At 68.4% G+C, this 23976-nt stretch carries 25 protein-coding genes; 22 read left to right on the top strand and 3 right to left on the bottom strand.

Going from position 1 to position 23976, the window contains the following annotated elements; genetic code table 11:
• Positions 1-9: 9 nt before the first annotated feature.
• Both RIN75_RS33060 and RIN75_RS33055 read right to left on the bottom strand, forming a co-directional pair.
• Positions 10-588, bottom strand: a complete 579-nt coding sequence (locus RIN75_RS33060; RefSeq protein ID WP_309115998.1) for a hypothetical protein — start codon at positions 586-588, stop codon at positions 10-12.
• A 263-nt stretch (positions 589-851) separates the two neighbouring features.
• A complete protein-coding gene (locus RIN75_RS33055; protein ID WP_309115997.1) occupies positions 852-1343 on the bottom strand; it encodes a Pycsar system effector family protein in 492 nt (163 codons plus the stop codon).
• A gap of 370 nt (positions 1344-1713) precedes the next feature.
• On the opposite strand from RIN75_RS33055, the gene RIN75_RS33050 reads away from it, so the two are divergent.
• The 5 genes from RIN75_RS33050 to RIN75_RS33030 all read left to right on the top strand — a co-directional run bounded on the left by RIN75_RS33050 (position 1714) and on the right by RIN75_RS33030 (position 7200).
• The gene (locus RIN75_RS33050; protein ID WP_309115996.1) at positions 1714-2364 is read left to right on the top strand and encodes a hypothetical protein; all 651 of its coding nucleotides are present in this window, start codon (positions 1714-1716) and stop codon (positions 2362-2364) included.
• A gap of 264 nt (positions 2365-2628) precedes the next feature.
• Positions 2629-3417, top strand: coding sequence for a hypothetical protein (locus RIN75_RS33045; RefSeq protein WP_309115995.1), 789 nt, complete (start codon positions 2629-2631; stop codon positions 3415-3417).
• 586 nt (positions 3418-4003) lie between these two features.
• Positions 4004-5269, top strand: a complete 1266-nt coding sequence (locus tag RIN75_RS33040; protein WP_309115994.1) for a hypothetical protein — start codon at positions 4004-4006, stop codon at positions 5267-5269.
• A gap of 443 nt (positions 5270-5712) precedes the next feature.
• Positions 5713-6675, top strand: coding sequence for a hypothetical protein (locus RIN75_RS33035; protein ID WP_309115993.1), 963 nt, complete (start codon positions 5713-5715; stop codon positions 6673-6675).
• 102 nt (positions 6676-6777) lie between these two features.
• Complete coding sequence (locus RIN75_RS33030; protein ID WP_309115992.1) at positions 6778-7200, top strand: hypothetical protein; 423 nt, start codon at positions 6778-6780, stop codon at positions 7198-7200.
• A gap of 84 nt (positions 7201-7284) precedes the next feature.
• On the opposite strand, the gene RIN75_RS33025 is transcribed toward RIN75_RS33030, so the two are convergent.
• Complete coding sequence (locus RIN75_RS33025; protein WP_309115991.1) at positions 7285-7743, bottom strand: hypothetical protein; 459 nt, start codon at positions 7741-7743, stop codon at positions 7285-7287.
• A gap of 227 nt (positions 7744-7970) precedes the next feature.
• Here RIN75_RS33025 and RIN75_RS33020 point away from each other — a divergent pair, with 227 nt between their 5' ends.
• From RIN75_RS33020 to RIN75_RS32940, 17 genes are all read left to right on the top strand, one after another.
• Positions 7971-9056 carry a hypothetical protein gene (locus tag RIN75_RS33020; protein WP_309115990.1) on the top strand — a complete coding sequence of 362 codons (1086 nt, stop codon included), beginning with the start codon at positions 7971-7973 and terminating at the stop codon, positions 9054-9056.
• Positions 9057-9364: 308 nt separating this feature from the next.
• Positions 9365-10120 (top strand): hypothetical protein, encoded by a 756-nt coding sequence (locus RIN75_RS33015; RefSeq protein WP_309115989.1) that lies wholly within the window; start codon positions 9365-9367, stop codon positions 10118-10120.
• Between the two features lie 315 nt (positions 10121-10435).
• A complete protein-coding gene (locus RIN75_RS33010; RefSeq protein WP_309115988.1) occupies positions 10436-11512 on the top strand; it encodes a hypothetical protein in 1077 nt (358 codons plus the stop codon).
• A gap of 211 nt (positions 11513-11723) precedes the next feature.
• A complete protein-coding gene (locus RIN75_RS33005; RefSeq protein WP_309115987.1) occupies positions 11724-12077 on the top strand; it encodes a hypothetical protein in 354 nt (117 codons plus the stop codon).
• 148 nt (positions 12078-12225) lie between these two features.
• Positions 12226-12912: a hypothetical protein gene (locus RIN75_RS33000; protein WP_309115986.1), complete on the top strand. Its 687-nt coding sequence runs from the start codon at positions 12226-12228 to the stop codon at positions 12910-12912.
• Between the two features lie 185 nt (positions 12913-13097).
• Positions 13098-13364, top strand: a complete 267-nt coding sequence (locus tag RIN75_RS32995) for a hypothetical protein (protein ID WP_309115985.1) — start codon at positions 13098-13100, stop codon at positions 13362-13364.
• Between the two features lie 194 nt (positions 13365-13558).
• Positions 13559-15238 (top strand): hypothetical protein, encoded by a 1680-nt coding sequence (locus RIN75_RS32990; protein ID WP_309115984.1) that lies wholly within the window; start codon positions 13559-13561, stop codon positions 15236-15238.
• Between the two features lie 212 nt (positions 15239-15450).
• Complete coding sequence (locus RIN75_RS32985; RefSeq protein WP_309115983.1) at positions 15451-16764, top strand: hypothetical protein; 1314 nt, start codon at positions 15451-15453, stop codon at positions 16762-16764.
• Between the two features lie 221 nt (positions 16765-16985).
• A complete protein-coding gene (locus RIN75_RS32980) occupies positions 16986-17282 on the top strand; it encodes a hypothetical protein (RefSeq protein ID WP_309115982.1) in 297 nt (98 codons plus the stop codon).
• Positions 17279-18205 (top strand): hypothetical protein, encoded by a 927-nt coding sequence (locus RIN75_RS32975; RefSeq protein WP_309115981.1) that lies wholly within the window; start codon positions 17279-17281, stop codon positions 18203-18205. Before RIN75_RS32980 ends, RIN75_RS32975 begins: the two co-directional genes overlap by 4 nt.
• A 179-nt stretch (positions 18206-18384) precedes the next feature.
• Positions 18385-18990, top strand: a complete 606-nt coding sequence (locus tag RIN75_RS32970; RefSeq protein WP_309115980.1) for a hypothetical protein — start codon at positions 18385-18387, stop codon at positions 18988-18990.
• 300 nt (positions 18991-19290) lie between these two features.
• Positions 19291-20022: a hypothetical protein gene (locus tag RIN75_RS32965; RefSeq protein ID WP_309115979.1), complete on the top strand. Its 732-nt coding sequence runs from the start codon at positions 19291-19293 to the stop codon at positions 20020-20022.
• 76 nt (positions 20023-20098) lie between these two features.
• The gene (locus RIN75_RS32960) at positions 20099-20473 is read left to right on the top strand and encodes a hypothetical protein (RefSeq protein ID WP_309115978.1); all 375 of its coding nucleotides are present in this window, start codon (positions 20099-20101) and stop codon (positions 20471-20473) included.
• Between the two features lie 490 nt (positions 20474-20963).
• Entirely contained in the window at positions 20964-21410 is a 447-nt protein-coding gene (gene mobC / locus RIN75_RS32955; protein ID WP_309115977.1) for a plasmid mobilization relaxosome protein MobC, read from the top strand.
• Positions 21407-23074, top strand: coding sequence for a relaxase/mobilization nuclease domain-containing protein (locus RIN75_RS32950; RefSeq protein WP_309115976.1), 1668 nt, complete (start codon positions 21407-21409; stop codon positions 23072-23074). Before mobC ends, RIN75_RS32950 begins: the two co-directional genes overlap by 4 nt.
• 106 nt (positions 23075-23180) lie before the next feature.
• Positions 23181-23546, top strand: coding sequence for a hypothetical protein (locus RIN75_RS32945; RefSeq protein WP_309115975.1), 366 nt, complete (start codon positions 23181-23183; stop codon positions 23544-23546).
• 84 nt (positions 23547-23630) lie between these two features.
• Positions 23631-23909: a hypothetical protein gene (locus RIN75_RS32940; RefSeq protein WP_309115974.1), complete on the top strand. Its 279-nt coding sequence runs from the start codon at positions 23631-23633 to the stop codon at positions 23907-23909.
• Positions 23910-23976 lie beyond the last annotated feature (67 nt).

Raw genomic sequence — 23976 nt, 5'->3', positions numbered from 1 at the left:
CGCTGACCTCTATATCGAATGTCGGTCTTTAAAGAGCTGAACGATGTAGAGTGCCAACAGCAGTATCACGACAATAAGAACCGGAACGGTCGTGCCCGCAGGGCCAAACCTTGCCAGTGCTAGCGGAATCGCTACGGTTGCTGGTGCAACTGCTATCAAAACTAGTGATAGGTGGTAGGGGATGAGTCGCTGCACCACTCGAACCCTTGGGTTCGCCATGGCCTCATGCCAGCCGGTAAATCCTGTCACATGCTTGGATAGAGGCTGCTCTAAATTCTTTCGGAGATGTTCGGAAGCTAATCCAATTTGCATGTTTTGAAACAAAATTAAAAGGCCTAGAAGTAGTGAGACCAATGGTGAGACGAGCAGGAGCGGGGCGCTTTGACGCTCAATCCCGAAGCCTAACACTGCGGAGCTTACAGTCACGGAGCAGACAACCATGGAAGTCCTGTGGTCCATCTTCTTGATAATCTCATCGCGCAATCCCTTGTACTCGGCGAGTAAAAGCTCTGTAGCAAATTCCGTCCTTCCGATGACCTTGGACATCTCTACTGGTTCGAGGACGGCCTCATGGTCGGGCGATGACACGGTCTCTCCTGGCTTGTCTTGGTCGTCAACATGGGGTCGGTCGGTCGCGGCCTACGCTGTCACTCCTCCGGGGGACTCTCCGCTTTGAGCGAGCGCATGCAATCCGGGCGTCGCCTGGAGAAGGGTAACCGTAGATCTCGACGTTCAGACCATCTCGCGAGTTCCCGGTCCGAAGGGGTGATTTCTGCTGTTGAGTGACCAGGATTCGAGATCCTCTTCTGCAAATATTGGTCTCAGTCGAATGCAATGCAAGGCGGGTCACTCTACAGCAGCAGGGCGAGCAGTCCGATAACCAAGGCCGCAGTCAGAAGCCTGATTGCCCATGTGGCGAGCATGTATTTTATGCGCGCTGATCGTGAGATGACCCAAATGTGTTTCGTAAGCGCTTCGGTGAGGGCGTCCGAGTCTGCGTAAAGCGTAAGAGCTGCTTCGTGATAGATAGCAGGGGATTCGAATGCGGCGATGGTGCCGTAGTGCACCATCGAGTCGGCGCCCAGGCGTTTCGTCCTGGGGATGACAGTCCAAATGGCCAGAAGTCCACTGGTGGCGGCAATTACGATGGCTGTGGAAAGGCTGAACGTCGAAAGAAGAGAAAGCGTTGTTGTCCCTCGTAGGCGGCTGGCCAGAAGGGCCATTAGGGCGCCATCGACGGCCAGCGTTGCTCCTGCTTTCGCATCGGCAACCCGGATCCACTCGCTGACGCTCTGCAACGTGCGCCATAGGTCTTCTCTCGTCGACTCAGGAGTCTCTTCCATGACTAGATCATCGATCACTACGCCCCAAAGGTTTCAGTGCTTGATCATCACTGGGTGCCTGACTCGTCCAGGTGCCGTACGGCACCTGGATGCCCGGTCGCCTAGCTCTACTGCGTGTCGCCCTCAGTGCAAGTGCGGTCGGCCGAGTGTCGACCGCGTTCGCCAGGCTCGCCCCAGGCAGCAGGGGACTGAGCCACTACTGGCTGGCACCGTCGCACCGGGACGTCTAGTAGCCCATCAAGTTCGCAGCGACCTCAGGCTCAAGCCCACTGCTCCTCCAAGGCCAACGCTCGTTGCCCTGGTCTCTCGGGTGGTATGGGTGTGGCGGCGAACCGGCCCTGCTTCACCCCCAAGTGCCCAACCTGCGGTGGTGCAGATAAGCTCCTCGGACCAGAAGGTCACCAAGATCCGGGCCGCGCTCACCCCAGTCGTCGATCTGCTGCATTACCGCCTCAAGCGCCCGGTGCGGATCCTGACCATCACCGGCCTGCGTGCCGAGGAGAGCAAGGACCGCCGCGAACTGCCGGTCTACAGCGTGCGTGAGTCGTTGGAGAACCGGCACGAGGACGTGTGGCTGGCCGTGCACCGCGTCACGACCGACCAGATCCGGGCGCTGGTGGACGACACCCCGGTCGGGCACCACTGGGCGTACGACAGCCGACCGGGCGCCGGTGACTGGCAGGGAAGTTCACGCGTGTCGTGTTCGGAGTGCGTGCTGGGTAACAAGCGCGACCTGATTCTGGCCACCCGCCGCCGGCCCCGGCTCGCCGCCCTCTACCTGGAGGTCGAAGAGCACATCGGGCACCGGTTCCGCTTTGACATGTCGATGAAGCAGATCATCGGCTGGGCCGAAGGACCCGGAGGCCCCGAGCCCGGGGTCGTGCTCCAGGAGGACGGGCCGGAGTTCCTTGCGCTGGAGCGGGATGTACGCCGACGCCTGGCGGAGGGATCGCGTCTGCCGGCCGGCACCGAGTTCACCGCGGTGCCCCAGGCGGTGTGCCTGGCCTGCGTCGGCTGCTGACCTGCCGACCGCCCGAGCCTCGGCGGTCGCGATTCCGTTCCCACGGATTCGCGACCGCCGGGATTCCGGTGTCTTTCGTCGCACGTTCATGCGCCACACGGGAATTCGGAAACCGGTAGAATTTCGGTGTCGTCGGACACGGAATTGACACACCGTGGACGACGCAGGCCGAATCACCAATCCGCGACACCCCGCCCTTCTTTCTGGGAATGTCGTGTCCTCCGAGAGGGCAGATCACCCGTGCCGGAACACCACACCGAGACCGTGACCGCACTCCCCCGTCCCAAGACGCTGCTCACGCAGAACAGCCGACTCGCGAAACTGAAGATCGTCAACTGGAGCATCCCGGCATTGGCGACCCGCCTGCCCGACGGCAGGACCGTCAGCACCTGCCCGGCCGCGGGGATCTGCGCCCTTCCCTGCTACGCACGACAGGGCGCCTATTTGTGGCCCAGCGTCAAACGCCGGCACCAGGCGAACCTACTGTTCGTGCTCGACGACCTTCGCGGCTGGGGCGAAGCGATGATCGCAGAGTTGACCCGGCGCAATCAGCGCAGCAAGCAGACCCTGTGGGTCAGGGTGCACGACGCCGGCGACTACTTCAGCGACGACTACCTGCTCGAATGGCTTCGGGTGGCACGCGTGTGCCCGGCGGTCAGGATCTACAGCTACACCAAGGAAGTCGAGCGCTTCAAGCGTTTGGTCGAGCCCGACCCGCCCGAGAATTTCTTCTGGGTCTACTCCCTGGGTGGGCGGGAGGACCACCTGCTCGACCCGTCGGTGGACCGCGTCGCCGACGTGTTCCCCGACGAGGAGTCGATCATCCGCGCGGGCTGGCACCCGCAGACCGCCGACGACCGCCTGGCCGTCACCGGCCCCGCCCCTGTCGGCATGTCGGTCAACAACCTGCCCAAGGCCAAAAAGTTCATCGCAGGCAGGCGCTTCAGTGAGATCCAGGTGGCATACAACCGCCGCCGCGCCGCGCGCCGCAGACACCGGCCGTTGCGCGTCGCCGGACGCCGGGCGCAGCAGCACGCCAGTCCGAACTCCTGAACCCCGCGCCCTCGCCGGGTGCGTGCGCCTCCAGGCGCCCGGCGAGGGCGCGCACCACGTCCACACGGCCGCGAAATGGACGGCCGTGTCGCCCAGGCCCGATGGACGGAACTTTCCAGGCGGTGTCCGGTCGCCGTACGGCGCGCCGCAGCCGTGTCCTGCCGCACGAGGTCAGCGATCTGGCACGGGGCGGGGCGGCAGCAACCCGCGCGGCAGGTCCACAGGCTGCCGTACTAGACGCGTCGACGCGACGCCCATGCTAGCTGTGCAAGTCACACTCGGAAACCAACAGCGGCGAGCCGGAAAGGCTGTCGCTGAAGTCTGCTCTACCCGCCTTCGAGAGATATAACCAAACGCCTTTACCGGCCAGCACAAATATCGCACTGGAAGGATTTCGCATTGGAAGCGAAAGTGGCTTGCCGTCGAGCGAAAGCCGAATCGGATATTGTTTATCCTGTGTCGAAAAAGGGGGTGACACCCCTTTGATGACGCGGACCGAATCACTTCCGTTACCGGGGACTTCATGAAGTCTGTCAAGTCATCTTCCCGCGCTGTACTCCGTGCCGTCACCGCTCCGCAAGCCGTCTTGACGAACGTCGCGGCCGAGGACAACCGGATCGTCGCCGACGCCCTGGACCCGCGGTACCGCGAGCGGCAGGTTGTCCTCTCGCTGGGCATGGGCGTGGACTCGGTCGCACTGTTGGTGCGCTGGATCCTCAACGCCACCTTGCGTGGTTTTCCGCTTTCGGCCCTGACCGTCGTTACGGCGATGACGGGCGAGGAACACGACCGGACCCGCGAGTACATGGAGCGGTACCTGCTGCCGTTGATGCGCAAGCATCGCATCCGTTACGTGCAGATCTGCCGGGCCGGGCAGAAGCGCAAGCACGGCTACGTGGTGCTCTCCGACACCCGCAGGCCGGACCGGATGCACATGATCGGCCCTTGGCGGCTGTCCTACGAGATGAAGGCCGGCGGCACCCTCCCCAGCGTGCGGAAAGGGCGGCGGTGGTGCTCCGACCGGGCCAAGGGTGACCCCATCGACTGGTGGGTCCGGGACAACATGCAGCCGGGCTACATCCACGTGACGGGGTACGCGGCCGAGGAAGGCAGGCGTGCCGCCCGCGACGCCGAGGCCCGCCTGGAGAAGGAGGGCGAGGGCAAGACAGTCCCCTGCCTGGCCTGGTACCCCCTCATGGACTGGGGCATGAACCGCTCCGACGCGTCCAAATATCTGAAGCAGGTCTTCAAGCTCGCCGAGGGCGAGGAGTGGCCCAGGTCATGCTGTACCTGGTGCCCGTTCAGCGGGATCGCGGGAAGTCGCGCCGAGCTCGTGGCGCGTTGGCGGGCGCAGCCCGAGGTCGCCGCGTTCGGCCTTGAACTGGAGTACACCGCCCTGGCACTCAACGAGAACATCGGCTTGTTCGGCACCGGAAGGACCGCTTTCGACGTCGCCCTGGAGGAAGGGCTGGACCACGTCGTGGACATCGCCTTGGCCCGCATCGAGGCCCATGAGAGCTGGGACGTGCTGGAGATCCGGCGCCTTTTCACCGCCAAGGACGACGATCCGAGCAAGAAGGGCAGCCCGTTCCGCAGCGTCCGGGCCATCCGGACCGGGACCCGGCGCGACCTGTTGGACTGGATGCGCGCCAACCTCGTGGCCGAACTGGAGGTCGATCACCGGTACGGCATCATCCGGGCCTGGACCCGTCGTCGCGCGCCCAAGGGCAAGTCGGTCGTCTACCCGGCCGCCGAACACCTGCACGTGCTGGTTCCCACGGGCGTGGACGATAAGGAGCGCAGCAGCTTTGCCAGGCGTTGGAACGAGTTCCACGCGCTGACTCTCTTCTGACCCGCTGCGCCTGGAAGCGGCCCCGGCGGCAGGCACAGGAACCTACGCCTGCCGCCGGGGCCTCGCGTCCGCTGCGTCGCGATCGTGGACGGGTCCGGATGCACGTGGGTGCCACCGCCGCGGCAAGACACGCGGAGAAGGCGCGCCGCATCCTCCCCCGAGTACCGACACCCACCCGCCCGCCCCTACTCCCGATCCCGATCGGGACAGGTCGGGCACCCAGCGCCGCGCGGCATCGCCGGCCAACCCATCGACGGGCCGAAGAGGGCTGCGCGGCCCGGAACGCCGGATACATCGGAAATGATCGACTGGTGGGCCGGAAAGAAGAGCCCGTGTCCTGCCACGCACATTGATTAGCTGTGCTAAGTTTTATTTGTTGGCTCGGGAGTGACGCCCCGGACGACACAGACCGAATCAATTCCGCAACCACCACTGGAGCGTTCATGTCCACGTCCGAAACCGCGCCCGACACCGGCCGCATGGTCGGTGACACGCCGGAAGGTCACGATCTCCGCACCGATGCGTGCGAACAGTGCGGTGCCGAGCCGACACTGCCGTGCTCGGCCGACTGCCTCACCGCCTTCCCCAATCACGCCCTGCTGCGCAGGGTGGGCCCGGAGGACTGGGCAGTGGCCGACTGCCCGAGTTGTCAGGGCGTGGGCATCGCCGACAGCGAGCCCTGCGCCTGCCTGCTAGACCGCGCCGACGCCCTCGCGCTGCTGGGCGACGACCTGCACGAGCGCGCCCGCGAGGCCCAGGAGGAGGCGAACCGCTTGGCCGCCACCACCGCCTACTGCGACACCGCCATCCTGCTCGACGCCATGGAGACCCACGACTACCGGCCCGTGCTGGTCACCGACAACCACGGGTTGCCCGGTTCGCTCGAAATCTCCACCGAGCATGGTCCGGTCCGGCTGCGCACGCGGCGCACCGAGCCGGGTTGGCTCTCGGCGCGCCGGCCGGACGGCACCATTTACGCAGTCCGGTCCGGGTTCGACGGCCTGCACGGGGCCGTCGACCTCCTGGAGCGCACGCTGCCCGAACTGGCGTGTTCCGGAACCGCGCTCGTCCACGTGGTGGCGATCGCCGAGCGCAACCCGCTGCCCGGCATGGCCTACCGGCTCGACCTGTTCGAACCCACGCCCGCAGACGAACCGTGCCCCCACTGCCGCGACGAGGGGTACGAGTTCGCGGCGAGCGAGGGCTGCCCTGGTCCGAAGGGGCACATGTGGCGGGCCGCGAAGGTGTGGCAACGGTCGCCGGGGACGCGGCGCCCCAACGGCGACATCCTCGTCTGGGGGGCGTTCCCGTACCCCGCCGACGAGCCGGACGCCTACACCGCGCTCGACCACGCCGTCCGCGCCACCATCGACGCCGTCAGGGCCGGTTACCTCAAGGTTTCCTGACCAGCCGCGCCGACCCCGGTCAACGTCGCGCCGGGGTCGGCGCACCACACCACCACCGGCCCGCTCCCGGAGCGCGGTCACCGAACCACCCTGGGGAACACCATGAACACCACCGACCGTACGACTGCCGGCGAGACCACCGACGCGGTTTTGAAGATCCGGGCACTGGACGCAACAGTCACCATGCGCCGCACCACGGCCGCACTGGCCGACCTCGGTCGCGTCACCGCATTCGACTTCCACCAGGGCGCGCCGCGCGTCACCCTCACGCTGAGCACCGGCGCGACGGTGGTCATCGGCCAGGAGGACGACGACTGGAAGGCGACCAGGGTCACCGTGGAAGGGGAGAACGCGTTGGACCACGATGCTCTGGCCGAGTTGGCGGGCAGCTACGACCCCGACCGCGTACGCGCCGTCATCGACGAACTCTGGCTCGCCGCCTGGTCGATGGTCACCCAACTCGCCGAGCAGACGGTGAAGAGGCTGCGTCTGGCCCTCGCCCAGCTGCTCGACGAGCATGTCTGACCACGAGCCAGCCGCACAGCCCGACCGGCGCAGCGTGCCCGGTCCCACGCCATCGCAGCCTGGGATCGGGCACGCCTGCCCGTATCAGGCGGATTCGGTCGGAGCGGCGATCCCGACCACCGGATCGGAGACGCCCCCCTCGCCGGTTCCGGGCCGTGGCGCTGGTCCGGCCGCGGGCGCGCCGGCGGAGGCCGAGCCGGCCCGTCTGGGCCGTCGCCTCGGCTTCGGTGGCTCTTCGTGGTGCAGCGGCGCCGCCGTCAACTCCGCCGGTTCCCATCCCACATCCAACGCCGCCTGCCAGCTCCGCGCCCATTCCTGCTGGAGCCGCGTGACCTCCTGCACAGCCTGGGCGCGCACCCCGTCGGCGTCCTGCTTGGCCTTCGCCAGGATTGCGTCCGCGTCCTGCTTGGCCTTCTCCAGGATCTTCGGTGCCTGCCTGGCCGCCAGCTCCGCGACCGCGAGCGCGACCGAGGCATCGGTCCGCGGCTTCAGCGCTTCCGCGGCGGCCCGTTCGGCCTCTCTGCGAATGTTGTTGTCCCCCATGTTCCGATGGTAGGCCAGCGCGCGCCCGACCTGCGAAAGCCGCATACAAATAGCGTCCACATAGGACTGTTAGAGGCTAGGATCATATTGTCGGACAGGGGTGACGCCCGAACCGACTGACCGAATCACTATTCACCGAGAACCGTTCCGACGGTTCCCCCTGCCGCGTGCCGTACGGATTCCGCCGCTGCTCAGCGTGTCCGCAGGTGCACCGAGAGGACGCGCACGTGACCCGAGACGTCAACCACTCACCGATCACCTTCGGCGAAGTCCTGGTCTTCGACCGTTCGCTGCCGGGCACCACGCGGACCTTCCCCGCGTTGCTGCACTACGGCAGCGAAAAGGCTGGCACCGATCGGGACAGCCTCGTGATGCGCCCGGCGTTCCGCCCCGAGGTGCTCCACGAGGTGGTGGCCGACCGCGCAGCCCGCACCGGACACGCGGTGCCCGCCGACATCGCCGACTGGGAGCGGTGCGGTCCGCACCACATCCTGGTCCCCGATCCGGCAGGATGGGAGCTCGTTCCCGACCAGCCGCGCCGCTCACCCACCTTCCGCGAGGACCCGCTGGCGGTCGTGGACATCCCCGATCTCGATCTCGGGTGTTACGTCCGTGCGCCCGCCGACGTCGAGCAGCGCGACCCCGCGGAGTGGGTGGTCGTCGCCGCCATCATGTACCGGCAGACGGCGCTGATCATCGTTCCGGCTGGCCGCGTCGCGCTCTTCGAGCCCGAACTCGACGAGGACCGCCGCCCGGCCGTGCTGACCGCGGAGGAGGACTGGTACCCCCGCTGCCGCCACTGCGGCCGAGCGCTTTACGTCCCCGGTGAGCAGCCGGGCATGCTGTACCCCGCCCCTGCTGAAGACGAGGACAGGCCGTGGTGCGCGGCCCGCTACGACTCCGACCGCCGTCGCCCATGTGCTGCCACCTACATGCTCTACCACTACGAGACCGGCGCGGTTATCTCCGCCGGCCCGGCGTTCGACCAGCTCCGCGCCGCCCACCTGGAGAGGTTGGCGCACGCGAAGCCCGCGGAGGACCACCGCGACGACGGCCACCTGTGCTGGCAACGGCTGGAGGCCAGCCCCCCGCAGCGCTGGCGCGCGGCGTCCGTCCGGGGCGGCCGCGCGGTGACCTATTTGGTCGAGATCGGTGTCTTCACGCAGCGCGTGTGGCGGGACGACACCGGCGACGGACCGCTGACCTACCTCGGATCCTGGCCGTGGGCGGCCGAGGCGCTGCGCCACGCCGAGGCGGACGACCTGGCTGCCCGCCAGTCGGGGACGCACCCCGCTGGCACTGGGCAGAGCTGACCGGCTGCGCCGTTGCAGCCGAGCGCCACCTTCCCGCGAGTGACAGCCGGACCCGGCGGACCGGGCCGGCGGTCACTCGCGTCCGAACCCCGGGTTCGTCGTGACCCAATCCCACCGCCGGGCCACCCGAATCCGCACGTAATTTACGCAAACTGTTCTCCGTGAATTCTCGATAGAATTGTCGTGTTGGCCGGACACCGGAGTGACGCCCCGAGTGCCGCCAGGGCCGAATCACTTCTTTCGAGGAATTTCCGATGACGTGTTTCTATCTCGGGACGCATCGTCCCCGTTGGCTCGAAAAAGCGAACGTGCCACTGTTCATCTCCTACTCGACGTTGTCAAAATACAAGCACGGAGGAGACCATTTTCCCAAGGGTCTCACCCTCTGGGCGGGCGACAGCGGCGCGTACAGCGAACTGGACGAGCACGGCGAATGGACCGTCGATCAGGACGTCTACGGCGGCGCCGTGTACCGCTTCATGGAAGACATCGGAACGCCGCCGATGTTCTTCTCGCCGCAGGACTGGATGTGCGAACCGCACATCCTGGCTAAAACCGGACTGACTGTCCGCGATCACCAGGAATACACCATCGACTCGGTGGTCTACCTGCGTCGCGAATTCCCGCACGCGCCGTGGATTCCGGTGCTCCAAGGGTGGACCATGCAGGACTACCTGCACCACCTGGAGATGTACCGGCTCGCAGGGTTCGATCTCGCAGCCGAACCGCTGGTCGGGCTGGGCAGCGTGTGTCGACGTCAGTCGACCTCTGAAATCGGCGCGATCGTTACGATGCTGCACTCCCGGGGACTGCGCCTCCACGGATTCGGCGTCAAGCTGAAGGGCTTGGAGAAGTACGGCCACATGCTCACCTCTGCCGACAGCCTCGCGTGGTCGTACGACGCGAGGAAGGGCGGGATCAAGCTCGTAGAGTGCGCGGTGGAGAATGCTCACATCGGGCCGTGCAACAACTGCTTCCGCTACGCGATGCAGTACCGCGACAAGGTCCTCGAAGCGCTGGCGTCGCCGAAGCAGTTCTCCATGCCGCTTGAATTCTCCGCTTGAGGCGTACCCGTCCGACGTGCGCCACGCACCTCGGGCGGAATGGCGTCCGCCGCACTCCGACGTCATTCCGGAAATGCGATAGTATTTTTTAGTCGGAAAGAGCCTGTTTCGCGAGGTATCCGACGAGTCGCGGCAAAGCCCCTCTTGTGGGGAAAGCCCGCCGCCGGCCGATCTCGCAGCCGACCGTGAACGACCGCGACGCGGGTCCATCGCAACGCCGGCCCGTTCTCGCGCCGGCGGGACGGACCCGCACCGCCACCGGGGTGACGCCCGGCGCGGAGCAGACCGAATCACTCGAATCCGAGGAGCACCAGCATGAGCATGTTCGACTCCGGCACTGAACACCGCTTCCCCGTACCCGGCGCGCCCTTGGCGGTCTCGCGCCGGCACCGCATCGTGGTCTGGCGCTCGGACGGCGACTTGCGCACCACGCCCGTGCTGGAGAACGGACTCGTCGCCTGGAGCCGCACCTCCGAGGCCGAAAGGCTGCCCGCCGAGGTGCGCGGGTTGGCCGAGCGGATCGCCGCTTCGGACGTGCTGGACCGCGTCCACGGCACGGCCCCCGCCCGCGCGACGTCCTCGTTGCCGCAGCCCGCGGCGCCAATGCTCATCCGGTGCCACAGCGGCGATGTCTTCTGGTTCCACGGCCACCACCTCATGTACTGCCCGCTGTTCGAGGACGGGATCGTCGGATGGGGCTATGCCAACGAGGTCACCGACGACGCCGACGTCGAACCCGCGTTGCTGGCCGAGACCGCGTGGACGCTGCGCCTGGCCGCCCCCGAGTACGCGAGCACCGAGATCGTCCGGGCGTCGCGACGCGCCGTGCCCGGCATCGTCACCGTGCGAGCGGACGGCGCGGTCATCCGGCACCGCACCGTGGACAGCGGCCTGTGGCTCGATCTGAGCGAAGCGCCCGTCATCGAGCAGTTCCCAGCCGACGCCGCGTTCAACCCGCGCACGGCGCGAGGACTGGCCGCCAACCTGCTCGCCCATCCCGATGCCGACGCAGGTTCCGTACGCATCCTCGTCGATCACGCCGCACCCGAGCGCGGCCGAGGCGACATGCTCAGGTGGCGGCCCACCGAGGAGATCCTCGTGCTGCACGATGCTGTCCACCGGCCCGGCGTCGTCGTCCTGCGCGCCTCCCGGCACCGGATGCCGATGACCGTCCGGCACGCACACGCGGTGGCCGCCGCACTGCTGGCAGCCCGCGAGCACGCCGACCGCGCGCTCGACCGCGCAGCCGAAGCCGCGACGCGGTTCGAGGGAAGGGACCGGATCGACGTGCGGATCGCGAACGCATTGATGCGGGCGACCAGGCGCGACCACGCCACGCTCGCCGAGGTCGCCGCCGTGCGCGACCTGCTGGCCGCCTCCCCCGGCCGCTGACCGCGTTCCACCCGCCAAAGACTGGCGACATACGACTGACGGGGTGTCGAGGTGACTTCGGCACCCCATCCCGCCCCGGAGCCTCCGCTTTCGGATGCCCCCGTCGACCACCTTTGATCTGGCAAAACGGTATAGTTGATCTTGTTGGTCGGGGGTGACGCCCCGGCTGGCGCAGACCGAATCACTTCACCACCGAACCAGGGAGCACACCGTGCACGAGAACACCGCTCTGCCGACGACTCCGGACGGCGCGACCGCGACGAGCGCGGCCGACCGGATCGAGACCGACCCCATCACCGCCATGAGCGTGGCGCTGGCGACCTTCGTCGACGAGGTGAACCGCATCGGAGCCGACGTTGTGGGCGAAGCGGCCGACCAGAAGGACACCGCTGAACTGACGGTGTTGGTCCACCGCATCGACGACGCGCGCGGCAGCCTCTACGACCTGCTCGACGCGCTACGCGACGCGGGGCAGCGCGGCAGCGCCTTGTTCGACGAGGCCGTCAGCGCGTTCGAGAGCGCGGGCGACGCGATGAACGCCGTCATCACCGACTGGTCCGCCTGACGCTCCGACCGGCCGAAGGGCCGCACCGGCGACACACCTTCGGCCGGTCGGAACCCGCGCACCACCACCCGATCGGCGACGCCGCGCGGCAGACAGACACACGCCGTCCACGATCGGATCACCTTCTCCCCCGCACCAGGAGTCCATCGTGACCAACCCCCACTTGATTGCGCCCATCCACCACCGCACCGGCATACGCCCGGTGCCGTTGGGCTTCTTCGTCAGCCCGCGCCGAGCCCGCGCCCGAAGCCGCGAGCTGGACGACGCCCACGCCATGTTCCGCGAGTTGGCCCTGCGCCTGGACTACTGGGCGTACATGTTGCGCCGCAACGCGCTGGACGTGGACGCGCTGCTGGACATCGCGTGCCGCGCTGACCACCCCACCCCGATGCGCGAGGCCGTCAAGGCCATCGCCGCCCAGCTCCGCTTCCAGGCCGAGACGCTGGAGATCGAGCTGAACCTGCGGGTCAAGGCACCGGCGTTCGCCGCGCTGGACCAACAGGCCGAGGGGGTCGAATACCTCACCCGCCCGAGCCTGAGCCTCACCGCGGACGCGCGATACCTGCGCCGCATCGCCGACCTGATCGTCCGTGACGCGCGGTCACCGCGACCTCCGGTGCGCCAACTGCGGGAGGGGGAGCACATCGTCCGCTTCTGGAACGCCATCAACGGCGAAGACGAGAAGAGGTACTGCGACGACGTCCAGGCCGCGCGCGAGCTGGCCGCCACGCATCGCCCGTACAACGACACCGGAGTGGAGATCCGCTTCGTCACCGCCGTGACCGACAGCACCGTGCGGACCGAACACGTTCCCCTCCACACGTCCCACGCCTGACCAACCCGGCCCGCCGCCGTGCCGCACGGCGGCGGGCCGCTACCCGAGGAAGCTGTCATGCCTCAGGATCGCGCTCCCCGCACGGCGAGCACGAACGCCGCGAGTTCCGCACCCTGCACTGGGTCGACGCAGAATGGACCCTCGTCGGCGCAGACGACCAAGAGCGACCGCGCGTGCGGCTGCTCATGCTCCATATCGAATTCCGGCGCGCGTACCACGCCGTCCTCCAACTCGTGGTCCCGCCCAGGGACGGTGCCGCCGGGCCGAAGCTGATCCAAGGCCCGGTCATCCATACCGACGCGGCCGGGCGAATCACCCGCGCCGGACAGAACCGGGCGTTCGGCAACGCACTGGAGGAGTTGCGGGGCCGCTTCGACGCCGGCGACCCCGAGGTGACGCGGTTCTTCACCGCCAGCCGTGCCGACGGTGACACCGACGACGGTGACGACTGACAGCACACCTCCGGCAGATTCGGGAAGGCCCTTCGCGCCACCGCGCGAAGGGCCTTCCGTCGTGCAGGCCAGGCATTGAAGGCACGCGGAGTCGCACTCACAAAATATTTAGCATTGCTAAGCTAGTGGTGGGTCCGGGGGTGACGCCCCCGGCCCGCAAAGACCGAATCACCCTCCAGACCGGGAGCACCCGCATGGGTTCCGACCCCACCGACAACTCAGTGGCGAACGCCACGGCAGCCGCCGACGGCTACGTCGGCGTCACCATCACTGCACTCGACGGACCCGACGACCGCCCTTCGATGATCCGCGTGCCGAGAGGCGGCACTGTCGACCCGACCGAATGGCGCAGCACGCACCTGGAGCCGCTCGTGCTGCGCTGGCTCGACCTCTCCGCCTCCGAAACCGGCCGATACCGCATCGAGACGGACCTCCCCGCAGCCGACTACTCCACCACCTGGATCGCCGAGCACGGCCCCGGCGACCGCGCAGCCCACGTGGTGCACAACGAGCGCGGTGTCCAACTGGCCGTCTACCTCGCCGGCGCTCCCTGCGCCGAGTGCCGCCCCGAGCCCGCGCCGCACACCGAACACGCCGCCAACACGCGGGGGTTGCCCCTGGGACCGCCGTGCGCGCGGGCGGCCGACCACGCCGCGCGAGACGCGGCGATCGCCGGCGGCACCGTCATGGAGATCTCCGTCGCCGACACCGGCGACGTCATGCTCATGACCCGCGCGGCGCGTGCCGCCGCCAAGCGCTCGACCGACGCCGACCGACTCTACGAACGCACCGTCGAAGGTCTCAAACCGGCCTACGAACTGTTCACCCCCCACTACCGCGACCGCCTCGAACCCCGACAGATCCAGTTGATGCTCTCCTCGTCCGACACCGACGACGAGGTGTTCGACCACTACGGCCATGAGTGGGTGGGCGATCACCGGTGGCACGCGATCGAGGCCATCCTGAACGACTTGCTCGACGACGACGAACGCGACGAGTTGGAACACCACAACCTGCTGGACGCGCTACGCGAGGAGATCGTGGAGCGCGACACCTCCCACCCGGAACTCAGCCTGCTGCGCAACAGCCCCTCCATGCTGCTGCGCTACGACCTGAACGTCGCGGTGCCACCCGCACCGACATCGGACGCCGAGCAGTACCTCTCGACCCTCGCGGAGATCGCCGAGGCAGCCGGACTGGACACCGCAGTGCCAGCGGTCTCCGAAGCCCTAGACGAGTTGCTCGCACACGCCTACAACGGCGGCAGGCTCTACATGATCTGGTACGGCGAACCCTACGACGGCTACCAGCTCGCACACCCGCCCGCGCGCCGGTCACACGCCATCGTGCCCGCGCCCCCGGTCGCCGTCGAGTTCACGAACGCGCACCTGCTGGTGCTCGACCACTTCAACGGCTCCGGGCACGAGGCGAGCATCGAACGGATCACCACGCCGTGGTCACCGGGTCGGGTGAGCGTCGACGCCGCCCGCGTGGGGCCGGGCTGGTCGTGGACCGACACCTCCGGCCCTCACCTGCCCGCCTACAGCGCCCAGGTCACCGCGGTGGCGCCGACCATCCCCGCCGATCCGCGCAACTGGCCCGAATGCCACTGCGGCAACAACCCCTGTAGCGACGGGTTCTACCCGGTCGACGACAACGGCGAACCAGTCGAGCCAACCCCGCAGGACTGGACCAGCAACCTCATGCGGTGCGCCAAGTGCGGGCTGGTCTACGACAACGACAGTTACGACCCGCGACACGGCGTCTTCACTATCGTCGGCCGCGTCGTCCAGGCGGCTTCCACGACCCCGGACAAGGCCGAGGTCACACCGTCGGACGCCGCCGAACGCCCGCCGGGTGGCGCGCACGAGTGAACTCCGGAGTGCCCAGGGAGGCGATGCCAACCACGCCGTGGCCGTCGCCTTCCGGGGCACTCCGCCAGGCATTGCGGGCTAAGTTCGAACACGGGACACGCGATCAGCGTGGCGAGGGAACAACTCATGAGCGGACCAAGTTGGGCGCGGACCTTGAGCAGGGGAGAGCGCGGACAAAAGGACGTCGGTCAAGTCTTCGCACGCAGCGCGGCGTGCACTTTCCAGCAACCTGTCTGAAGTGCGACGACGATATAGTTGATCTTGTCGGTTCAGGGGTGACGCCCAGATTCCGACGACGACCGAATCACTATCCAGGAGCGAAAACCGTGCGCCATGACATGAGCGTCGGGGAAACGAACAACCCCGGTGCGCGCCCACAATCCGACCCGGTGACCCGGTTGGGGACCGGGCAGGCCGACGCCCGCCGCGTCACGCTGCGCCTGTCCGAACAGGCGACGCCGTTCCCGTCGGGTGAGGTCTTGATGACCCTCCCCGGAAGCAACGCGGCATTCCCCGGCATCCCCCGCCACTCCGCCGACAGTCACCCACTCGACGACACCAACTCCGCGCGATTCCGTCGATCGGTCGTCGCATGGATCGGGGTGCTCCTCGAAGCGGCGGAACTGGGCTGCCACCACTTCGAGTGGCGTGGGGACGTGCTGGAGGTGTGGGACGACCACCCCTACAGCGACTACCCCTACCCTCAGCTCATCGGACCGGACGCAGACGGCTACTACCCCCTTGACCTGCACTGGATGCAGCTCTCCGACGAGCAAGCCGGACAGTTGCGCCTGCACTACGCGGACGCGTTGGCGATCCTCGCAGGCGGCGAGCGGCCCAGTGCCGCTGCCGCAATGCTGGACTACCTCACCTCGCCGACGCAGGTCGCCGTCAACCGGGATGACCTCAGGGCGGCATTGGTCGGCGTGATCGAAGCGTTCGACGACGGCACCGATCGCGGACCGGAGTATGAGCGGATCACCGCCGCCCGTGCTCGCGCCGACCACGCCGTCACCGAGCACGTGCGCGCCTGCATTGGAGCCGCCGCGCGCGCGATCCTGCGTTTCCACCCCGACGCCTGGGCGGTTCGCGTGGACCTCAGCGACCGCAAGGAGGACGACGAGAAGCCGGTCGAACTGGTCGGGTTGGACGGGGCCACCGACACCGTTCCGTTCAGCGTCGACCCCCGTTGGCCCAGGGTGGCGGCGGACGTCGTGCGGTGGCTGACCGACGCGCTGACCTATCGCCCCGTCGATCTGGCTTGGTGTCTGGACTTTCGCAACGCCGGACGGCACGTCGTCACCATCGGCCTGCTCACCGCGCAGGCGAGGTACCGGCACGCGAACAAACCGGACGAGGTGGTCGCCGAGCCGTGGGTGGACGACCCGTGGGCGGACGTCCCGATGCCCGAAGACCCCGGCCTACACGTGCTGATCGACGACGAGGTGCCCCTCTCGGACGGCGAGGTCGCGTGCCGGTCCGACGCCTCCGAGGACGCCGACACCACTCCGCTTGCCAACCACTGACTTCCAATCCGTGCGGCCGGCGCATCGAGAACGAGGCCAGCCGCACGGCTCCCCGAGATCACTACTTAGGAGCGAAACCGTGCGCTACGACAGGTCCGCGGGCCGGTTCGAAGTCTCAGGGGACGCCACACAGCTATCACTCCGCTGAATCACCGTGTCGTGCGGCCGGCGCACCCGAAGCGGCGCCGGCCGCACGACACCCCGAGCCAGAAAGGCCCCAGATGGGCAACAGCACCAGACCCGGCAGCGTGGTCACCGGCGAACGCGACCTGGCCACCGTGACCGTGGACGGCGAGCAGTACCGCGTGACCGAACTGCGGTGGAACGGCATCGACGGCAGGTCCTACGAAGTCGTGCGCGTCGCCGACGGCCGCCTGCTCACCGAGGACGGGTCGTTCGACGAGTACCCCGACGAAAACCAGATCCGTGCGCTGGTGGACACCCTGTGCGCCGAGGACAAGCTGCCCTCCCCGACCGCCCCGGTGTCCGTCATCCTGCCCCGCACCGGCGCGCCATGACCGACGGCGTCGTGTGGTGGGACGCGAGCGCCCCCGCCGGGCAGGACGAGTCGCACGTCCAGGTCGGACGACCGCTGACCGATCGGCAACAGACGTGGCTGGTCGCTCCCTACCCGATGGCACAGCCCGGCACACCCGGTACCTCCTTCTGCGCCGAGTGCTCCACGCCCGATAGCCGGGCGCGTGACCGGGGGCCGTGCCACCGCGAGGGGTGCCACGACTGGTATGCGTCGACCGAGATCCTCCCTGAACCCGGCACGCCACTGGCCCTACTGCGCCGCGCGCAATGCGTGCTGTGGCTGGTGCGCGGCGAGCAGTGCTACGCCCCGGTGTCCGACAGCGGGTTGGTGAACTGGAGCCGGACCGACGTCGCCGATTCCTACGAGTGGGACCAGGACGAGGCCGAGCACGCGGAGAGGACCGCAGCCGCGGACCAGCTCCACGCCCACCAGTCCGCCGGGGCGCTCCTGCGGATCGCCGTCAAGGTGGAGCCGGAGCAGGACACGGTGGGATGGCAGCGACCGTCGTCGTGGCGCCACGCGGCCCGACTGCTGTGCGACGCGGCGAGTCACGAGCGGCACGCGGCGACGACAGGTGGACCCGTACTCGGTGCCGTCGTCCGGCTCGACGCGGTGGTCAACCACCTCCAGGCCGACAGCACCAGGGGCGGGGAATCCGCCCGCGTCCAGGCGTTGCAGGAGATGACCGCGTACCTGGCCCGCCACACCCAGGGCGCGAACTACCGGGTGGCGCTGCTGCCCGGCCGGCACGAGCACCACGAAGTTGTCGTGCGTGCCAGGAGCGCGGAGCAGGCCACACTGCGTGTGTTGGAAGCCGATGCGCGCTACCTGGTCGGTGACCAGCCCGTGCCGGAAGCCGTGCGCGAAGTGACGTCGGCGGTACCCGCGATCCCGACCATTTAAGCCGTCCACCGCGCTCCCCAGCCGCCCCGCGACATGGCCAACCGGTGTCGCGGGAGCCGCCCGCCGGCCACATCGGGACGCCCTCTGGTTGTCCCGCACAACGAACCCGACTTCCCGGGCGGAGTGACGACCCGACCCGGAAACCGACAGAACCACCCCGACCGGGAGACGACTCCACGATGAACGACGACCTCCACGACGCGGTCGAGATGACCGGGCAGGCGGCGGCCGACGCCGTCGCGGCCTACGTGGACACCTGCGTGCACGCCCTGAGCCGAGCAGTGCGCAGGGTCTACCCCGCCGCGTCGGCCTTGCTGCTGCACCTCGATGCCTACTTCGGCAAGGGCGGCGAGCCGGTGCTCGACCGCGTCTTCCTCGCAGGCGAGGACCAGGTGCTCGACCCGCGCCGAAACCCGCAGGACATCGACGACGAGACCGTCCGGCACCTCCTCGTCCGCGTGTTCGAGTACCCGGACCACCTGCCGCCCGAGCTTCGCAGGCTTCTGCCCGACGAGGGCAACCACCACGGGCGGGCGATTTGCGTGCTGCCGCTGCCCGACGAGAACGACGACGAGGGCGAGGACCGTGCGGTTGAGACGGCCGCCCGAGTCATCGCGGTGGTCACGCTCGAACAGGCCCAGAGGTGGGGAGGTCGACACCTGTCGGTGGCCGACGTGGTGCGCCTCCGCACGGCGATTCCGGATTCCAGCATTCCCGAGTCGATGGGCGATGTCGTCTTCAACCTGTTCGACGCACACCGCCAGGACGACGGGGTGGACGCCTGAGCGGTCGGTCACCACGATCCGGCCGGACGCTCGGCGATTTCCCGCCCCGCGCGGGATATCGCCGAGCGTCCCGGCGCACTGGGTTCCGGGTCCGCAAGTCGGATGAACACGGCGGACGCCGATGAAGTCGAGCGGCCCACCGGCCACTCCGGAACAAGCTGTACGACGCCCTCCGCGCGCCGCAGAGCGCGCATCGCGTAGCACGGGTGAGCCGCGAAAACAGTAAAGTTGATCTTGTTCGGACGGACTGACAACCCCACTTCGGACACGACCGAGTCACCGACCCGCAGGAGCAGCACCGTGCGCGACACCACCGGTGCCGGGACCGCCAACGCACCCGGAGCACACCGACACCACACGCCGACGATCCCGGACCGCCACGTCGTCGGCCCACGCAGGGCCGACACGACCATCACCCTGCCGCCCGAAGTGTTCGACGGTCGCACGCCGCGCCGTCTCGACGTCGGCGTCGACGTGGACGGCCCGCTGTACGACTTCCCCGCGGCGGTCCGCGCGTACCTCATCGGCGTCGAAGGCACCGGGCGGCGAATGCCCGAGCCGACGCGCTGGCACTTCTACCGCGACTGGGGATTGACCGACGAGCAGTTCAGCGCGGTCTGCCACCGTGGCGTGGACAGCGGGATCGTCTTCCGCACAGGCACCCCCGTGCCGGGTTCGGTAGAGGCGGTCCAACAGCTCATGGAAGACGGACACCGCGTGCACCTCATCACCGACCGCGCCGAATGGGGTTCACCCGGAGCAGCCGAGCAAGCAACCCGCGAGTGGTTGGCCGAGCACGCCGTGCCTTTCACCACGCTGACCCTCAGCCGCGACAAGACCGTGGTCCCCACCGACGTGATGGTCGACGACCGCACCGACCACTACGAGGCGCTGGAGGCCGCAGGGACCACGGCCTACCTGCTCGACACCGTATGGAACCGGCACCACGACGCACGCCGCCGGGTTCACGACATGTCCGCCTTCGCACGCGCCGTGCGCGCGTGCGCGGCGAACGAATCCGACCAGACGTGAGGCGACCACCGGGCCGAGGGCATCGCCCCGGCCCGGTTCGTCGGACCGCAACAACTACCCCCGCGCGGAGAAGCCCATGGACAACATCACGCCGCCCGCCCCGAAGACTGTGTCCGTCGACGTCGCCACGATCTTCGAAGAAATGACGAACCGGATGTTCCCGTTCCTGGTCCGCCAGCTCACCGGCGATCCTTTCGGCGAGATCCGCAAGACCCGGAGCCTGACCATGGCCGACATCGACAGCGCGCCCGCCCGGCGTGCCCGCGTGCGCTACTGGGTCGCTCCCTCCTACGTCCGCAGGCTCGTCGCCCACCAGCTCTACCCGCATCTGTTCGAGCACCCCGGCCCGTTCGAGACCCCCGAGCGCCTGGCTCTGATCGAGAAGATCTACACCGAGCGCTACGGCCCCCGACGGGACGGCGGCTTCGCCGCGCGGATGGCCGGCCGCTGAAATCGACACCGCCCCACCGAACCCCCGCGCGCGAATCCTCGCCCGCGGGGGTTGTCGCACTCACCAGCTCGACGCGTGCCGATGGCCGCACCAGCGACCGCCCGGTCGCCGCGGCGGTCACGCCAGGGCCACTCACCCGGCAGTGTTGAGCACCTCTGTAGTGGCTCGACCGGCACGCACCCGACACGCCTTCCGCCCGTGCGGCATGTCCGCCACAACCGGGAGCACCACCGCCGGGCGGTGTCCACGCGGCGCACGGCCACCCCGCGGATCCGTACCGATAAGGTCGGTCGCGTCCTTCTACAGCGCCTGTGAAAGCGAGCTTCGCAGACACGGGAAATCCGCTGTCCCCTCGATCCAGGGAGAGCAAGATATAGGCGAACTAATAGTTCGCCGCCACGTCGCTGCGCGACCTGGCATGATTGCCCTCGGCGGGCAGCCCCCCAACGCACGCCTCTGGCCGGCGGGCCGGAGCGGAACGGGGGCAGCTGTGGTCGACCGACGTCGCGGGGCCGAGAAGGGCGACGCGGTGCGTCTGGGCAATCGCGAGCCGGTGCCCGTGGGCACTAACCGACGACGAGCCCGCACCGCTGTGTTGTTCACCGATCTGGAGTGGTCCGCGATCGTGGTGGCGGCCGCGACCGAGGGCATGCGCCCCGGCGCCTGGATCGCCCGCCTTGCCTTCGCCGAGGCCGCTCGGCACAACAGTGGGACCGGACTCGACCGCGACCTCGTCGCCGGGTTGACCGCCGCGGTGCAGGAGCAGCGGCGAGTGTTGGCCAACATCGGGGGCAACCTCAACCAGCTGGCCAAGGTCGCCAACTCCACCGGCGAGGTCGAAAACCCTGTGGCTGCCAGGCGAGTGCTGGAGCTAGTGCGACGTGTGGTGGGTTCCTCCGACGAACTTCTGGTGCGGATCCGCTCGGAGCTGACGTGATCGCCAAAGTGGTGCGCGGCTGGAAGCCGGCCGGGCTGATCCGGTACCTGTTCGGGCCGGGCAAGTACGAGGAGCACGAGAACCCGCGAGTGGTGGCGGCATGGGACGGCGCGCCGTGGCTGCACCATCCGGACAAGCCTGCCCCCATCGTCATGGACGGCCGCCTCGTGGAACCGGGCGAGTTCGACTTCGACCTTGGACCGTTGACCGGGACGATGCAGGACCTCGCCGAGCTGGCCGGCCTGCCGTTGAACACCCCGCCGTCGATCAGCCCGGAATGGGCCCGGCGGGTCCGCGATGGCGACGTGCCGCCCGACGCTCCGACGTGGCTGAGTGCCTACCGGTACGACGTAGGCAAGAATGCCGTCGTGCTGCGACCGGGCTACGTGTGGCACACCCCCGTCCGGCTGCACCCAGACGATCCGACGTTGACCGACGAGCAGTGGGAGCACATCGCCGAGCGGCTGATGAAGTCCACCGGAATCCACCAGGCTGGGTGCCGCTGGATCGCGGTACGGCACGCCGACGACCACATCCACCTGATGGCCACGCTGGTCTCGGAGACCACCGGCAAGCTGGTCTCCCCGCACAATGACTTCTACAAACTGCGCGAGGAGTGTCGGCGGCTGGAGGAGGAGTTCGGCCTGGTGCGCACCGCTGGGGTCGACCGCACCGCGGTGCCGACGCCCAGCCGAGCGGAGAAGGCGAAGGCTGAGCGCCTCGGGCGTCCGGTCACCGCACGGGAGGAGCTCCACCGCCTGGTTGCCCAGGCCGCCGCTGGCGCGACGGACGGCGAGGGGTTCCTGGCCGCGCTCAAGGCCCAAGGGCTGGACCCCCGGACGGTGCACTACGCCGACGGCCGGGTGCGCGGCTACACCGTGGCGCTGCCTGGTGACCTGACCGCCGACGGCGAGCGGGTGCGGTACTCGGGCAGCAAGCTCGCCGCCGACCTGACCTGGCCCAGGCTGGAGCAGCGGTGGGCGAGCGTTCCACCTCTGGAGGCACCTGAGCGTTCCGTCGACTTGCGGGTGACCCCTGCCGAACGGCGCGAAGCGTTGGAGTCGGCGGCCGACGTCGTCCGGCGAGCCGAGGCGGTGGTGCGGGCGGCCCGCACCACCGTGTCCGCCGACGACGGCGGGACCGAGACCGGCGGTACCCGGAACGCGGACGGGGTCGAGGGCATCGCGCACGCGGCCGGGGAAGTCCTGGCTGCGCTGGCCCGTGGTCAGGAGGGACGTGACGCCGGCCCGCTGAGCGACGCGGCCGCGATCTACGACCGGGCGGCGCGCACTCCGGTCAGAGTGCTACCCGATCGGCTGGGCCCGGTCGCCCGCGAGTTGCGCATGGCGTCCCGTCGTCTGGTGTTCGCGGGAACCCTGGCCGGCCGGGGCAAGGAGAAGTTCGCGGCAGCCGCTCTGCTGCTGGCACTGGCGGGTCTGATCGCCGAGATCGCCGCGTGGCAACAACGCCGGGGACGCGTCCACCAGGCCGCCGCCGCACGCGCGGCTGTCGAGGTGCTGCCGGCACCGGCCAGGCCGACATCGGCTCCGCGCCCGATCATCGGCCGTGTCGCACCCGGTGACAGTGTGGTGCAGGATCGTCCCGCGACGCCTCGTCCCGCCACGACCGGCCAGCCGCGCCCGCGAGGCAGAACGATGGGCTGATCAGTTCGAGGCCGGGTCACCTTGTTGGGTGAATCCCGGGCAGGACGTCCGCAGTGACCCGTTCGGCGGTGCAAGCGGTGGGAGGGGGTCGCGCAAGGATGCGCCAATGTGGAGAGTGGCTTGGCGGCTGGCACTGGTCGTCGCGGTGGTGGCGGGCGGCGGCGTAGCCGCCACGGTATGGCTGCCCGGCTGGAGCACAGGGACACGGGATCTGGTCGAAAGCGTGAGCTGGTGCGTGACGATCCTTTCCGGGTTGGCCGCGCCGGCGCTGTGGATTGTGAGCAGGCGCCAGGGCAACGCCGATCAGGCGGCCACGGCCGGATCGCCTCGGGTCCACAACAGCGTCAGCGGCACCGTTACTGGTCCGGTGCTCATGGGAGAACCGTTCAGCAACATCGCTCTCACCATGGGGCCCGGCCCGATCCATCCACGGGATTCGAATCCCAGTAGTCACGATCGCCACGAACGGTGAGTGAACAAGCCCTCGAAGACACCGGAGCCCGGCAAGCAGGCGACCAGGAGCACCGGCAAGCCGGCGCGGTAACCGGAGAGGCAGATGAGCGACCACAAGGATGCCCAAGAGGGCGCGATGCACTTGATGACGAGCTACAACGCGACCGGCAACGAGGTGACGAGCGTCTGCCAGTGCTCGTACGGGCGACCCCACCTGGGCAAGGCGACGCGCGGGCATCCCGTGATCGGCACTCCGGTCAGCGCCGGCGACCTGGTGGCCGCGGTGCCGGGTCACCGGACCTGGTCGGTCGTCGACGGGTGCGAGTGCGGCTACGCCTGTCCGTCGATCGAGTACTGGCAGGCGCACGTTCGGACGCTCTAGACACCCGCCGCTGGAGGCCCGCCACCTCACTCCCCTTGTGGGGGGCCTTCAACGTCTACTGAAGCAC

Source organism: Saccharothrix sp. (genome assembly GCF_031180885.1).
Lineage (GTDB): Bacteria > Actinomycetota > Actinomycetes > Mycobacteriales > Pseudonocardiaceae > Actinosynnema.
The sequence above is the reverse complement of the archived record's forward strand: the minus strand, read 5'-3'. Positions and strand labels throughout refer to the sequence as shown.

What these genes read in the sequence shown, in the direction of transcription:
- RIN75_RS33055 (WP_309115997.1), bottom strand. Translation starts at nt 1,343, where the DNA reads ATGGAAGAGACTCCTGAGTCGACGAGAGAAGACCTATGGCGCACGTTG.
- RIN75_RS33035 (WP_309115993.1), top strand. Translation starts at nt 5,713, where the DNA reads ATGTCCACGTCCGAAACCGCGCCCGACACCGGCCGCATGGTCGGTGAC.
- RIN75_RS33030 (WP_309115992.1), top strand. Translation starts at nt 6,778, where the DNA reads ATGAACACCACCGACCGTACGACTGCCGGCGAGACCACCGACGCGGTT.
- RIN75_RS33025 (WP_309115991.1), bottom strand. Translation starts at nt 7,743, where the DNA reads ATGGGGGACAACAACATTCGCAGAGAGGCCGAACGGGCCGCCGCGGAA.
- RIN75_RS33010 (WP_309115988.1), top strand. Translation starts at nt 10,436, where the DNA reads ATGAGCATGTTCGACTCCGGCACTGAACACCGCTTCCCCGTACCCGGC.
- RIN75_RS32995 (WP_309115985.1), top strand. Translation starts at nt 13,098, where the DNA reads ATGCTCCATATCGAATTCCGGCGCGCGTACCACGCCGTCCTCCAACTC.
- RIN75_RS32990 (WP_309115984.1), top strand. Translation starts at nt 13,559, where the DNA reads ATGGGTTCCGACCCCACCGACAACTCAGTGGCGAACGCCACGGCAGCC.
- RIN75_RS32980 (WP_309115982.1), top strand. Translation starts at nt 16,986, where the DNA reads ATGGGCAACAGCACCAGACCCGGCAGCGTGGTCACCGGCGAACGCGAC.
- RIN75_RS32975 (WP_309115981.1), top strand. Translation starts at nt 17,279, where the DNA reads ATGACCGACGGCGTCGTGTGGTGGGACGCGAGCGCCCCCGCCGGGCAG.
- RIN75_RS32970 (WP_309115980.1), top strand. Translation starts at nt 18,385, where the DNA reads ATGAACGACGACCTCCACGACGCGGTCGAGATGACCGGGCAGGCGGCG.
- RIN75_RS32960 (WP_309115978.1), top strand. Translation starts at nt 20,099, where the DNA reads ATGGACAACATCACGCCGCCCGCCCCGAAGACTGTGTCCGTCGACGTC.
- RIN75_RS32945 (WP_309115975.1), top strand. Translation starts at nt 23,181, where the DNA reads ATGTGGAGAGTGGCTTGGCGGCTGGCACTGGTCGTCGCGGTGGTGGCG.
- RIN75_RS32940 (WP_309115974.1), top strand. Translation starts at nt 23,631, where the DNA reads ATGAGCGACCACAAGGATGCCCAAGAGGGCGCGATGCACTTGATGACG.